The organism is Haloarcula sebkhae, from assembly GCF_014647415.1.
GTDB classification, from domain to species: domain Archaea; phylum Halobacteriota; class Halobacteria; order Halobacteriales; family Haloarculaceae; genus Haloarcula; species Haloarcula sebkhae.
This window is the reverse complement of record NZ_BMPD01000001.1, coordinates 202,859-216,026: the sequence shown is the minus strand read 5'-3', so window position 1 is coordinate 216,026 and position 13,168 is coordinate 202,859. Positions and strand designations below refer to the sequence as shown.

The window sequence follows — 13,168 nt, the reverse complement described above, 5'->3', positions numbered from 1 at the left end:
CTGTCCCGTGGGCGTCTCGCCCCAAGGACGCCCCATTTCAGGTCCTTTGCTGTGGACCACACTGGAATCACCGATTCTCGCCAGCCGCCGGTGTACGCTTCGTCTGCGCTGCGACCGACTTTCGGGACAGGCGTTTTGTCGGTCCCAGCCTTGGCACCCGGTATGAACGACGAGGAACCAGCGGAGAACATCAGCGGCGGGACCGCTGGCGGTGGCCAGTCGGCAACGTTCGACCCGGAGACGGCGGGGACGCGAGCCGAAGCCGTCGTCGACCGTCTCGGCGAGATGTACTGGACGAAGACCTACGGCGGCCGGGACGCCTTCGAGTGCCTCGTCCGGACGATTCTCAGTCAGAACACATCCGACAAAGCGAGCCAGCCCGCCCACGACGAACTGATGGCGCGGTATGGCGGCGATGGAGATGCGACCAGCGAGAGGGACGCTGGCGGGACGGACCTCGCCCGCGCACTGGCCGACGCCGACCAGCCCGAACTCGCTGAAACTATCTCCTCGGCCGGGCTGTACAACCAGAAATCCGAGCGCATCATCGCACTGGCACAGCGCATCTGCGAGGAGTACGGCGGCGAATCGGGCTTCGACGAGTTCGTCAGAGAGAGCGACCCCGAGGCGGTGCGGTCGACACTGCTCGACATGAACGGTGTCGGTCCGAAGACCGCCGACTGCGTCCTGTTGTTCGCGGGCGGTCGCGGCGGCGTGTTTCCCGTGGACACGCACGTCCACCGCATCGCCCGCCGGATGGGACTGGCCCCGGCCGACGCCGACCACGAGACCGTCCGTGAGTATCTGGAGCGCGACGTGCCCGCGGAGAAGTGCGGGTTCGGCCATACTGCGATGATTCAGTTCGGCAGGGAGTACTGCTCTGCCAGAAAACCGGCCTGTCTGGACGACCCCGATGCGTGCCCGCTGGCGGGCCACTGCGATCAGGTCGGCGTGTATCCGTCCACTGATGAGGTCGTCGAACCCTCGGAAACTGTCTGACGCGCTTCAGAGTATACTGTCGGTACGGCCGGTGTGTGCTGATCGCTACTTCTTCCCGTTAGAAATCAAACAGAAGTGCGTTTCAGGAAGGATCTTAGTCCCCCGAAAGTGACAGCATTCGTATGTTCCGATCGGTATCCGACTGTGGGTTAGTGCGCCGGTACTATCTGTACCGTGCCACGATCGCTGTCGGATTTATCACTCCTGTTTTCACTCTGTTTCTCCTGCGAACGCTGACGTTCACACAGGTCGGTATCCTCTCAGCGACCTACTCAGGGTTATCTGTCGTCGGCGAGATCCCAACAGGCTACGTCGGTGACAGGCTCGGGCGGCGTGCGAGCCTCCTTCTCAGCGTGCTGTTCACCGTTGTCTCCCTCGCGGGCTTCGTTCTCGCGTCGGGTTTCCTCTGGTACGCCTTCCTCTATGCACTGTGGGCGCTGTCGCTGACGTTACGCTCGGGTAGCATGGATGCGTGGCTGTACGATACGCTCACTGAACGACTCGATAGTAGGCAGTTCAGTCATATCCGTGGCCGGGGCGACGCAGTGCAGAAGTGGACTGCAGCGGTATCGATGGTTGTCGGTGGCCTGCTGTACGGGTTGCACCCGAGCTATCCGTTCGTTGCTGCGATCGGTTTCAACAGTCTCGGCTTCCTCAGCCTGCTCTCACTGCCGAAAAATCGCCAGTACGCTGCCCGGGGTGATGACGGGAACTCCGCCGACCGTCTCGATCCACTGGAAACCGTCTCCGTCATCTACACGTATCTGGCTCGACCGCCGCTTCGGGCACTGATCCTGTACATCGGGCTGTTCTATGCCGTTTTGGGCGTTTCCAGCACCTACGTCCAGCCGATGGTCGTCGAGACACTGGGGCCGTACGCCACCGCTATCGGCGTTCAGGTTCCCGCTGGTGGGCCGATCGCGGCGGCGCGAGCAGGCGAGGCCGGCGCGGCACTTGCCCTCGGACTGGGGGTGCTGTACGCCGTCCTGACAGCAGTGTCATCCGCTGGCGGCTACTACGCCGGCACAATTGAGGACCGTCTCGGGGTCCGCAGAGCCGTCGTCGCCGTGCCAGTTCTGACCGCCGTCGCGCTCGTGATACCGCTGTGGATCGCGCTTGCGGCACTCCCGGCGTTCGCGACGATGCGAACTGCGAAGTCGCTGGTCCAGCCGATCGCTAACGGATACATCAATGACCATGTCGAGGCGGTCGGACGGGCGACGTTGCTCTCCGCGGTGTCGATGTTGAATATGCTGCTCCGGACGCCACTGGCACTTGCTGCTGGGATGCTGGCGGATGCAACCACGGCGACCACGACAGTCGCAGCGCTTGGCGGCCTGTTTCTCGTCACTGGCGGAGCGGTCTGGCTGTTGGGCGAGATTGCACCTGAAACAGGAGCTGTATCTGGTGACAGGGCCAGCAAATCAGCGTCGTAAAGCTATCAGTAGTCGGCCGGAAATCCTCCTCGGCCGGAATTAGATCGAACGTTCCCGGGGTGACAAGCGCGTGTCCCGCCTCCAGCGTGGTTCTGTCAGTTCGTCTCCCAATTACGCTCGATGGCCCCAGCGCTCGCCGTCCTCGGCGTAGCGGGCGCTCACGATCCGGTTGAACTGCTCGTCGGACAGCGAGATGTCCGTCGCACCGACGTTCTCATCGAGCTGGTCGACAGTGCGAGCGCCGACGATGGGGACGCAGGTGAAGTCCGGCTGTTCGATGAGCCAGCGGAGCGCGACCTGTGCGGGCGTGGCGTCGAGTTCGTCCGCGACAGCGCGGAGTTCGTCGAGGACGTGCCAGCCGCGCTCGGAGAGGTAGAAGTCCTCGAAGCGGTTGGACAGCGAGCCCCGCGAGCCTTCCGGCCCTTCGAAGGCCGTCGGGTCGTCGTCGTCTGTGCGCTCGTACTTGCCCGTGAGGAAGCCGCCGGCCAGCGGCGAGTACGGACAGACGGCCATGTCCTGGTCGGCACACACATCGAGGTAGTCTTTCACGTCGTCGCGGTAGCCGGCGTGGAACAGCGGCTGGGTCACCTCGAAGCGCTCGTAGTCCTCGACGTCGCTCTTCCAGAGGGCTTTGGTCAACTGCCAGGCGGCCATCGTCGACGCGCCGAGATGGTGGACCTTCCCCTCGTGGACGAGGTCGTCGAGTGTCGACAGCGTCTCCTCGATGTCGCTGTGCTCGTCCCAGCGGTGGATGTAGTAGAGGTCGAGATAGTCCGTATCGAGGCGGTCCAGCGTCCCCTCAATCTGGGCGCGGATGTGCTTGCGACCGAGCCCGGAGTCGTTGGGACCGGGCTCGCCGCGGCCGTCAAAGGGGAAGTACACCTTCGAGGCGATGACGAAGTCCTCGCGGTCGTAGTCATCGAGCCACTCGCCGATGTACTCCTCGCTAGTCCCGTTTGGATTGCCGTAGACGTTGGCAGTGTCGATGAAGTTGATGCCGCGCTCCCACGCCGCATCGAGCAGTTCGTGGGCCTCCTCGCGGTCGGTCTCGACGACGCCGCCCGTTTCCCGGCCGAAGCGCCAGGTACCGAAACACAGCTGTGAAACCGTCGTTCCGGTCGAACCGAGTCTGGTGTACTCCATATCGGAGCCACGTCGGGCAACCCGAAAAAGGGGCGCGGTCCCGGCGAAGGCTGTCCGGTATCGGCCGCTCACTGGCTTTCTTGTTCCCGCGAATCAGAACTGACTGCCAGACGGTCGCGCGGCCGCAGCGACCAGCCCGGTCACAAGTACGAACGCCACCAGCGAGAGGTTCGGCACTGTCAGGCCGAGTACGCGGTACTGAATCTGTGCACAGCTGATCGCCCCGATGCCACAGGTCGTCTGGCTCACCTGCAGCCAGGAGTGGTAGGCCGCGATGGCGGCACCCGGCACGGCAAGCGGCAGCGCCGTCCGGATGACACCGGGTCGGCGTTCGATGGCGGCGACGCCGAGAATGACTACCAGCGGGTACATTAGGATTCGCTGGTACCAGCAGAGCCGGCAAGGCGTCAATCCGAGGCCAAGCGAGAGATAGAGGCTGCCGGCCGTCGCAACGGCGGCGACAGCGGTGGCGGCGGCCAACAGGAGTCGAGGTCGGTCGGAGACGAATCGGGAGTCGACCACAGAAATACCGGCGTCTGCCGGCGGAAAAAGCATTCCGAGAACGGAACTCTTTCTCGGCTCCCGCCTGACCGGGTCGCCAGCACTCGCTTTTTCAGTCTCCCCGCCGACAGCCAGCGTATGCCTGACGATTCGGACCCCGAGGCGAACCTCGAACAGTGGAAGTCCGCGATGCAGGAGGAACACGCTGAAGCCATCGCAAACCCCGATCCCAACGAATCTCACCAGATCGAGGGTGTGGCACAGGTCACGTACCGGGTGACTTTCGACTATGACGCCGAGGATGACGCGCTCGAACGGGCCAGCGCTGAGGAGGTCGACGATCTGACCGACCCCGACCTGCTCTCCTGTGCGTGCGGCGTTCGCGGGATGACGCCCGAGGAAGCCCGGGAGCACATGGCCGCCGCTGTCGAACGAGAATAAGCCGGCCCCAACTGCCGACTCAGTCGTGGATGGTAACGCCGTTCTGGTCGACCGAGATGTCGAGCAGGCTGGTCACATCGTAGTCGGTGTCGTCGAGCGCTGAGTCGCCCTGTTTCCGGAAGACGACGACGATATCCGAGATGTCCGCCCCGATGTCGTCGAGCGCCTCGCAGATGGCGGCCATTGTCCCGCCGGTCGAGAGCAGGTCGTCGACGATGAGCAGGTCGTCGCCCGCCTCGATGTCGTTGATGAACATCTCCGACTCGGAGTAGCCGGTGGTCTTGTGCAGCGGGACCTCATCCTCAAGGCCGTAGGAACGCTTCCGGATGACCACGAGCGGGATATCCGTCTGCAGCGAGAGCGCGGTCGCGATGTGGATGCCCATCGCCTCCGGCGCGACGATCTTGTCCACGTCGAGGTCGGCGGCCCGTGTCACGCCGACGACGACCTCGCGGAGGAGTTCCGGCTCCAGCATCGGGACGCCATTGCTGAGCGGGTGGACCAGGTAGGAGTATCCATCCTTGTCGATGATCGGGGCCTCGTGTAGCGACTCGCGGAGCTTCTCCATGCCCCCGTTACCTGAAGCGGGATAATAAGCTGTTCGAGGCTCTGCCGCAGTGTGTGCAACGGTGCCATGGATACTTTGGACGGTTCGCGGACACTTCCCGTACAGCGGGCGGCGTCAGTCCGCCGTCGAGGCCGAGCGGTCCTGTTTCGTCTCGACCGGGCTGTCTTCGATGATGTCCCGGGCGGTGTGTTCGCCGCTGATAAGACACATTGGCATCCCGATGCCGGGCGTCGTGTAGGCCCCGGTGTAATAGAGGCCGTCAAGGCCGGCTCGGTGGCCGGGGCGGAGCGGTCCGGTCTGGAACAGCGTGTGTGCCAGTCCGAGCGCCGTCCCCTGGGGGTCGCCGTAGCGCTCGGCGAACTCGCTGACGCACGCCGTCTCTTCAACGACGATGCGGTCGCGGAGGTCCACGTCGGTCTGTTCGGCGAGGTCGTCCAGAACGAACTCCCGGTACTCCTTGCGGATGTCAGGGCTGTCGTCCAGCCCCGGCGCGATTGGGACCAGAATAACGACGGCGTGGTGGCCGTCGGGAGCGACTGTCTCGTCGGTCTTCGACGTGACCGACAGGTAGTACGCGGGGTCGTCGGGCCACGCCGGACGGTCGAATATCTGCTGGAAGTGGTCGTCCCAGTCTGTCGGCAGGACCAGCGAATGGTGGGCGAGTGGGTCCACGTCGCCCTCGACGCCGAGATACAGCATGAACGCCGACGGCGCGTACGTCTGGTCGTCCCAGTGGTCCGGGTCGTGGTCGCGAACGGCGGGGTCGAGCAGATTCTGCTCGGTGTATGCGGGGTTGGCGTTACTGACCACGAGGTCGGACGTGACGACGCCGTCCTCGGTGGTCAGCTCGAATGCTCCTGACTCGCCGGCGATGTGCTGGACCTCGGTCCCGGTCTGGATGTCGACGCCGAGTTCCCGAGCCAGCGACCCGAGTCCGTCGACGACGCCGGCGATGCCGCCCTCCGGGTAGAACACGTTCATGTTCAGGTCGACGTGGCTCATGATGCTGTACAGTGCCGGGGTGTTGTGTGGCGCGCCGCCGAGAAACACAAGCGTGTATTCCAGCAACTGCCGGAGTTTCGGGTGGTCGATGTAGCGGCTGACGTAGTCGTCCATCGACCCGAACAGCCGTGCCCGCGGCGCGAGCGGGAGGAGGTCGGTGTCGACGTAGTCACGCAGCCGTTCGCGGCCCTCGTAGACGACCCGGTCCATCGCGAGGTCGTAGTTCTGCTCGGCTCGGTCGAGATACTCGACCAGCGCGTCGCCGGCTCCGTCCTCGTAGGACTCGAACACCTCGTACGCGTTCTCGCGGTTTGGACGCATCGCCACACGGTCGCCGTCCTTCCAGAACACCCGGTACTGGGGATCTAGCCGCTCCAGTTCGTAGTAATCGCTCGGCTCGCGGTCGAAATGCCCGAAGAAGCGCTCGAACACGTCGGGCATCAGATACCACGACGGACCGGTATCGAATCGGAAGCCGTCGCGTTCAAGGACGCCCGCGTGGCCGCCGAGGCGGTCGTGGCGTTCGAGCAATCGCACGTCGGCCCCGGCGTCGGCCAGATAGCACGCAGCAGAGAGGCCGCCGAAGCCGCCGCCGACGACGGTCACCGTCCGGTCACGAGGGAGGCCATCACGCATACCCATTGCTAACGACTATGCCTGAAAAAGGGTTCCTCGGATTCCCAGAGCCTCACAACGGATATCTATTCAGTCAATTCATCGGTCTGTTCCCAGTCTGCTGGAATCCATTGCATCGTTTATTGTGAGTATTTCCCTAGGCTCGCGATATGCCCACGACCGGCCTGGGGTCCGTCTGGCAGTGGCATCGGGACACCGACCGCCATCCGTCGCTTTTGCTTTCGCGGGCGAGCCTGCTGGTACTTGCTGTCATTTTCGGTCTCCTCAGCGCTGCCGAGGTCCGCGTTCCGCTCCGGGCACAGATGGTGGTGTACCTCGTCGGGATGGTCGCACTCAATCTTCCCCACGGCGGGTACGAACACTTCGAGAACCTCCGTCGCCGTCGCCCCTCGTTCCGCTGGCGCTACGTCGCGGTGTATCTGGCGGCTATCAGCGGGTTCGTCGGACTGTTCCTCACAGCACCAGTCGCCGGCCTCGCACTCGCGTTGACCGTCGCTATGGCGAAGGGCGGTCTCGGTGGCCTGCAAGTGCTGGAAGCCACGAGCGGCACCGACCACCTGCAGACCCGGTTCCAGCGCGGGCTGGCGGCGGCTGTCCGGGGCGGCGCGGTGATGCTCGTCCCCATCGTGTTCTGGCCACAGACGTTCCACGCGTTCAGTTCGCTGATGGTCGGTCTCGTCGAACCCGGTGCACTCTCGTCGTACGCAGGATCGTTCGACACGACCCGGCTCGTTATCGGTTCGGGCTACGGGCTCGCTCTGACGGCGCATATCGTGCTGGGCTACGTCCGCGGCGGCGGCCGCTCCTGGCTCGTCGACGCCGGGGAGTCGCTCCTGCTCACGACATACTTCGCGTTCGTTCCGGTCCTCGTCGCCGTCGGCCTGTACTTCCCGTTCTGGTACTCCGCCCGGCAGGTGGCGCGGACGGCGTCCGTCGAAACGGAGCCGGCCGGCGACGAGCGCTGGGACCTGCTCGGCGGCGCGGACGCCTCGACCGTCGCGTTGCGCGCCTGGATCGTCCTCGTCGTCGGGGCGCTGGCCACTTTTGGCGTCCTTGTCGCCGTCTACTGGGCGTTCCCGAACCCGCTGGGAACAGGCAACCTGCTCCCCGGTGCGGTGGCGTTCTGGAGCATGTTTATCAGCATCGTTGCGCTCCCACACATCGTCGTCGGGTCGCTCCTCGACCAGGACCGGGGTATCTGGTACGTGCCGTGACGACCCACTCCCGAGAAGGACCGCGACGCCGGCCCGCAGATGACTAGGTTTCTGTAGCTGGCGACCGCCTGCAACGATATGTCCGAGTTCCGCCCCGTCCCGGCGACTGACCGCGAAGCCTGCCAGCGGATACTCCAGTACGCGTTTACGCCCAGCAAGGGGCCTATAATGCCAGACGCAGACAGCGATTGGCCACCGTCACTGTTCGACCAGCGGGGCCTCTACGACGGTGACACCCTCCGGGCGGTCTGCAAGCTGTACTTCCTCGATACGACCGTCCGCGGCGCGGCGACGACGGTCGGTGGCCTCGGTGCGGTGGCAACGCCGCCAGAACACCGCGGGCAGGGGTTCGCCGCCGATCTCTGTCGACACGCACTGTGTGAGTACCGCGAATCAGATGTCGGCTTCGTCGCCCTCTGGCCGTTTTCGACGCCGTTCTACCACCGCCTGGGCTGGGGAACGGCGAACACTTATCGCCGCTTCGACCTGCCGCCGTCGGCGTTCCCGAGCTACGACACCGCCGGACAGCTGGTCCGTCTAGACGCCGACGACTGGGAGCGGCTCCGCGGGGTCGAGACCGCTGCGGCTGCCGGAACGGCGCTCTCGCTCCGGCGCTCGGAAGCGTGGTGGCGCGAGCGGACCCTCGCCGACTGGGACGGCGGCGGCGTCCCGTACTGCTACGGCTACGAACGCGACGGCGACCTCCGTGGATATCTCGTGTACACCGTCGCGGACGATGCTGACCACACGCTCTCGGTCTCGAACTTCGCGGCCGTCGACGAGGAAGCCCGCCGCGCGCTGTTCGCGTTCCTCGGGCACCACGGGGCACAGATCGAGCGCGTCACGCTCCAGCTACCGCCTGACACTGACCTCCTCCATCGTGTCGACGACCCCGGCGCGGTCGACTGCACGGTCGAAACCGGGCCGATGGTTCGGCTGACCGACGTGGGCCACCTCGAACGCCTCGACTGGCACGGGGGCGATCTCGACTGTACGCTCTCGGTCAGCGACCCGTTGCTCGACCGCAACGACGGTCTGTTCCGTCTGTCAGTGAGCGGTGGGACCGCAACGGTCGATCAGCTTCCATCTGCCGATTCGGCAGCCGATATGGCCGTCGACATCGCGACGCTCTCCCAGCTGGCCGTCGGTACGCACGGCGTCGGTGCAGCTGAACGCCTGGCTGATCTGGAGATACACGATGAGTCGGCTCGCGAGCCGATTGCGGACGTTTTCAAGCCCGAATCCGTCTATCTGGGCGAGTTCTTCTGACCGTCACTCACTCGGTCGACAGCGAGTCGTCAGCGTCGCCCTTGCTTATCTCGACCGTCGAGATTCGGGTTCCGTCGACGCTCGTCACCTCGAACACGTGTCCGGCTGCTTCAGCGGTGTCGCCGACCGCCGGCGCGCGGTCGAGCTGACTCAGCACCAGTCCGCCGATGGTTTCGACCGCGTCCATATCGAGGTCGACACCGAGCGCCTCGCCCACTGTCGATAGCGGAACGCCGCCGTCGGCGTCGTACCTCCCGTCGCTCTGCTTGCGGATCGCGTGTTCGCGGCCATCGACATCGAACTCGTCGCGCAGGTCGCCGACGACGGCCTCGACTACGTCCTCGATCGTCGCGATACCCTCCAGCGACCCCCACTCGTCGATGACCGCGGCCATCTGCCGGCGGTCTTGCCTGAACTGCAACAGGAGATCGTTGATCGCTGTCGTCTCCGGGACGACCGGTATCTCGCGGGCGATGTCGCCGGCAGTTACGTTCTCGCTGTCTTCTTCGCCGGCCCGCAACACGTCCTTGACGTCGATGAACCCGACGATCTGGTCGCTGTCGTCGGCGTCGACCACCGGATACCGGGTGTGTCCCTCAGCGAGGACGACCGACCGGATATCCGACAGCGTGGCGTTGGCTGGCACGCTCACAACGTCGGGACCCGGGACCATGACCTCCCGGACGACCGTATCGTCGAGGTCGAACACGCGTTCTATCATGTCGACCTCCGCCGCGTCGATGTTCCCCTCTTCGCCGGACTGAGCAAGCACCCGGCGTATCTCGCGCTCGCCAAGTGTCTCGTCCGTTTCCGACGCCGGTGGGACACCCAGCAATTGCGTAAAGGCGTTTGCCGAGCCGTTGAACACGACGATACCGGGATAGAACAGATAGTAAAGCGGCTTCATCGGCGGCGCGAGCAACAGCGAGAGCCGCTCAGTCCGAGCAATAGCGAACGTCTTCGGCGCGAGTTCACCGAAGACGACGTGGAGGAACGTGATGATGGTGAACCCGATTGCGAACGCAACGACGTGAAGGAAGCTCTCCGGCAGTACCGGGGCGAGGACGGGTTCAAGCAGCGCTGCGACGGCGGGCTCACCGACCCACCCCAGTCCCAGCGAGGCAAGCGTAATCCCGAGCTGGGTCACCGCGAGATAGTTGTCTAGGTCCGCCATCACTGCCTGAAGCGAGCCTGCGCCGGCCCGGCCTTCGTCAGCGAGCTGTTCGACCGATGTGCCGCGAACGCGGACGAAGGCGAACTCGGCGGCGACGAAGAAGCCGTTCAGTCCGACGAGTACGAGCGCGAGTACGAGCTGTGCTGCCGAGAGCGCGAGGTTTACCATCGTACCCTCCGGGCGGAGCGCGTCGGTGTGTGCATACACACCCATCTCCGTCACCGTACTAAAACACTGGAATGTCCTCGCCTGTACCGCCTTGCTTCTCAGCGGTACGCGGCGCGAACAGTGTCCGCGATGACACCGGGCTCTCGGTAGTGTTTGCTCACCGGGGGCACCTCCTGATCGAGGTCGAGCATCTCGTAGACGGCGGTCATCGCCGACCGGACGGAGTACTCGACGGTGAACACGACGTCCCGTGGCTGTTCGGCGTACTGTCCGAGGAACGCCAGATTGTGCGACCCGTCCGGAACGACGTCGGGCCGGTCACCGGGCTCCCGGGGCTGGAAGTGCGCCGTGATGAACGGCATCATCACCGGGATGCAGGTCACGTCGTCGAGTATCTCCGGGAGCCGTTCCTCGCACTGCAGGTGGTAACACAGCTCCTGAAGGATCTCGCGGCCGGTACACTCGGACATCGGTTTCTCCACGTAGTTCCCTTCCCGATCCGGGAACAGCGCGTAGCCCCAGAATACCTTCACGTCGTCCGGCTGGTTCGCGAAGTGGGGCTGTGCGGCGACAACCGTCGACAACAGCCAGTTCGACCCGAGGTAAGTGACGAGCCCGTTGCCCGGTTCCTCGTTGGTGAAATCGACGATGTGGTCGAACAGCTCGGTGTTGTGCAGGGTAACGGTGAACGACTCCCATTTCGTCTCCGTGACGTTGTCCGCGAACACCGACGGATTACCGAACTGTGGGTTGTCCTCGGCGATGGACTTCCACAGTTCCCACGACGCGCCAGTTTCGTTCAGTTCGGGGGCCTCGTCCATCCCGCCGATAGACGAGCCGTCGGTCATCGACCCGTTCGTCACGAACACGAGGTCGGACGGCTCGACGGGGACCGTCTCGGTTCCGCTGTCGGTCTCACAGTAGAGCTGCTCGACGGTACGTCCCGTCCGCGACGGGACGATGTCCATATCCGTCACCTCGTGGCCGTACTCGAAGGAGACGCCCCTGTCTTCGAGCCAGCGCCGGAGCGGGAGGATCATCGAGTCGTACTGGTTGTACTTCGTCCGGTCGATACCCTCCATGGTGTGCAGGCGCGGGAACTCTTGGAGGAAGCGGTACATGTACCGTCGGACCTCGGCGACGCTGTGCCACGGCTGGAACGCGAAGATGGTCGCCCAGACGTACCAGAAGTTCGTCTCTAGGAACGACTCATCGAACCACTCTTCGATGCGCGTGTCACCGAGTCGCGGTTCGGGCGTGAGGAGCAACCGAACGATCGACTGCCGGTGCTGGCGCGTCAGTCCGTACTCACCCGCGTCGATCCGTTCGCCCTCGCGCATCAGCCGTGTTTTCGCGTACGAGGGGTGCGCTTCGTTGAACTCGTCCATCACGTCTTTGACCGAGCGCGAGTCGTCTTCGAGTGACGGAATCGTCTCGAAGAGATCCCACGTACATTCGTACGCCGGGTAGTTGAACATCCGACCGCCCCGGATCAGGTATGCCTCGTCCGGGTCGCCGGCACCGTCCATCGCGCCACCGACGACGTCCAGCTTTTCGTAGACATGGATGTTTTCGCCGGGCATGTTGCCGTCCCGGACGAGGAACGCCGCGCCAGCGAGGGAGGCAATACCGCCCCCGACGAAGTGTGCTTCGCGGTCAGTGACGTGTGGGTGCTGTTGAATCGTCATTTTGGATCACCGTCATGTAGTGCTACGCAAGTCCCAGCCCTAACCGTTGCCAACATATGTACAGCAATTTATAAGAGAGGTCATTTCGCCGAAATAGCCGCGCTCCGGCTAGCCGGCTGTCACTGTTCGGAGCTGGCAATCGTATGGTCGATCAACTGGTCCGTGCCACGACGGAGGCGCTCCGAAATCGCGGACGTGGTCGTACCGAGTTCCGCTGAAAGTTCCGTCAGGTCTGCCCCACGAGGGACGGCGAAATATCCCAGTCGATGGGCTGCCAGCAGCGCCTCTCGCTGCGGAGCGGTGAGCCCGTAGTTGTCGCCGCCGTGCTCCGTCTCGCAGAGCCGATGCGGACGGAACGCGACACTGCTTGACTGACAGGCGTCCCGGAACGCTTCGAGATCTGCTCGGTCGGCGAACTGCGTGCTCACCTTCCACCCGTGCTCGGTCACGAGCGCACCCATCGGATACGTCTGCCGGTCGACGAGTTGGGTGTACATTTCGACGTAATCCGTATCGAGGACGACCCGATACCGTGACTCGACGATATCCGAGTCCATGGCGACGAACTCCACGACTGATTCGTCGCCGAGCAACGCCGATTCGAGCGCGTCCGGTTCGACGCCCGTTGCGGAGAACACGAGTGCCGGCTCGTCGGTTGTCCCGGAGACGACGTTGTCGACGATCAGCCGGGTGTTCAGTTCGGCAGCGACTGCACACAGCGGCATATCTGCGGACTGCAATTCGAATTCACAGATGACGCTCATGTGTGTTGCTCAGCCGAACAAAATAAAGGCATACTGGTGATTCTCACGCGCCGAAACCGACCGGCGAGGTCGGGTCAGCGTTGGGGCCGACATATGTAGCAAAGCGCACCCGCGTCACGACCAACACACGTAGCGAACCGGTACAGGAAGCCGTGTGTACGGGAC

General features: G+C 64.2%; 12 protein-coding genes. 5 read left to right on the top strand and 7 right to left on the bottom strand.

Annotation, left to right across the window (positions count from 1 at the left end; all coding sequences use genetic code 11):
• The first annotated feature begins 162 nt into the window (after positions 1 to 162).
• Complete coding sequence (locus IEY38_RS01100; protein WP_188974624.1) at positions 163 to 999, top strand: endonuclease III domain-containing protein; 837 nt, start codon at positions 163 to 165, stop codon at positions 997 to 999.
• Between the two features lie 122 nt (positions 1,000 to 1,121).
• Entirely contained in the window at positions 1,122 to 2,435 is a 1,314-nt protein-coding gene (locus IEY38_RS01095; protein WP_188974622.1) for an MFS transporter, read from the top strand.
• A gap of 111 nt (positions 2,436 to 2,546) precedes the next feature.
• On the opposite strand, the gene IEY38_RS01090 is transcribed toward IEY38_RS01095, so the two are convergent.
• The gene (locus IEY38_RS01090) at positions 2,547 to 3,578 is read right to left on the bottom strand and encodes an aldo/keto reductase (protein ID WP_188974620.1); all 1,032 of its coding nucleotides are present in this window, start codon (positions 3,576 to 3,578) and stop codon (positions 2,547 to 2,549) included.
• Positions 3,579 to 3,671: 93 nt separating this feature from the next.
• Positions 3,672 to 4,100, bottom strand: a complete 429-nt coding sequence (locus IEY38_RS01085; RefSeq protein WP_188974618.1) for a disulfide bond formation protein B — start codon at positions 4,098 to 4,100, stop codon at positions 3,672 to 3,674.
• Positions 4,101 to 4,217: 117 nt separating this feature from the next.
• Here IEY38_RS01085 and IEY38_RS01080 point away from each other — a divergent pair, with 117 nt between their 5' ends.
• The gene (locus IEY38_RS01080; RefSeq protein WP_188974616.1) at positions 4,218 to 4,520 is read left to right on the top strand and encodes a hypothetical protein; all 303 of its coding nucleotides are present in this window, start codon (positions 4,218 to 4,220) and stop codon (positions 4,518 to 4,520) included.
• A gap of 19 nt (positions 4,521 to 4,539) precedes the next feature.
• On the opposite strand, the gene hpt is transcribed toward IEY38_RS01080, so the two are convergent.
• Both hpt and IEY38_RS01070 read right to left on the bottom strand, forming a co-directional pair.
• On the bottom strand, positions 4,540 to 5,088 hold the full coding sequence (hpt, locus tag IEY38_RS01075; RefSeq protein WP_188974614.1) for a hypoxanthine/guanine phosphoribosyltransferase: 549 nt from the start codon (positions 5,086 to 5,088) through the stop codon (positions 4,540 to 4,542).
• 114 nt (positions 5,089 to 5,202) lie between these two features.
• Positions 5,203 to 6,726 (bottom strand): phytoene desaturase family protein, encoded by a 1,524-nt coding sequence (locus tag IEY38_RS01070; RefSeq protein ID WP_188974612.1) that lies wholly within the window; start codon positions 6,724 to 6,726, stop codon positions 5,203 to 5,205.
• Between the two features lie 149 nt (positions 6,727 to 6,875).
• Between IEY38_RS01070 and IEY38_RS01065 the strand changes: the two genes are divergently transcribed.
• Together IEY38_RS01065 and IEY38_RS01060 are read left to right on the top strand one after the other, a co-directional pair.
• Positions 6,876 to 7,940: a Brp/Blh family beta-carotene 15,15'-dioxygenase gene (locus IEY38_RS01065; protein WP_188974611.1), complete on the top strand. Its 1,065-nt coding sequence runs from the start codon at positions 6,876 to 6,878 to the stop codon at positions 7,938 to 7,940.
• Positions 7,941 to 8,018: 78 nt separating this feature from the next.
• The gene (locus IEY38_RS01060; RefSeq protein WP_188974609.1) at positions 8,019 to 9,209 is read left to right on the top strand and encodes a GNAT family N-acetyltransferase; all 1,191 of its coding nucleotides are present in this window, start codon (positions 8,019 to 8,021) and stop codon (positions 9,207 to 9,209) included.
• Positions 9,210 to 9,216: 7 nt separating this feature from the next.
• On the opposite strand, the gene IEY38_RS01055 is transcribed toward IEY38_RS01060, so the two are convergent.
• The 3 genes from IEY38_RS01055 to IEY38_RS01045 all read right to left on the bottom strand — a co-directional run bounded on the left by IEY38_RS01055 (position 9,217) and on the right by IEY38_RS01045 (position 13,003).
• Positions 9,217 to 10,596 (bottom strand): hemolysin family protein, encoded by a 1,380-nt coding sequence (locus tag IEY38_RS01055; RefSeq protein WP_188974607.1) that lies wholly within the window; start codon positions 10,594 to 10,596, stop codon positions 9,217 to 9,219.
• 53 nt (positions 10,597 to 10,649) lie between these two features.
• The gene (locus IEY38_RS01050; protein WP_188974605.1) at positions 10,650 to 12,239 is read right to left on the bottom strand and encodes an oleate hydratase; all 1,590 of its coding nucleotides are present in this window, start codon (positions 12,237 to 12,239) and stop codon (positions 10,650 to 10,652) included.
• A 119-nt stretch (positions 12,240 to 12,358) separates the two neighbouring features.
• Complete coding sequence (locus IEY38_RS01045; protein ID WP_188974603.1) at positions 12,359 to 13,003, bottom strand: helix-turn-helix domain-containing protein; 645 nt, start codon at positions 13,001 to 13,003, stop codon at positions 12,359 to 12,361.
• Between the last annotated feature and the right edge of the window lie 165 nt (positions 13,004 to 13,168).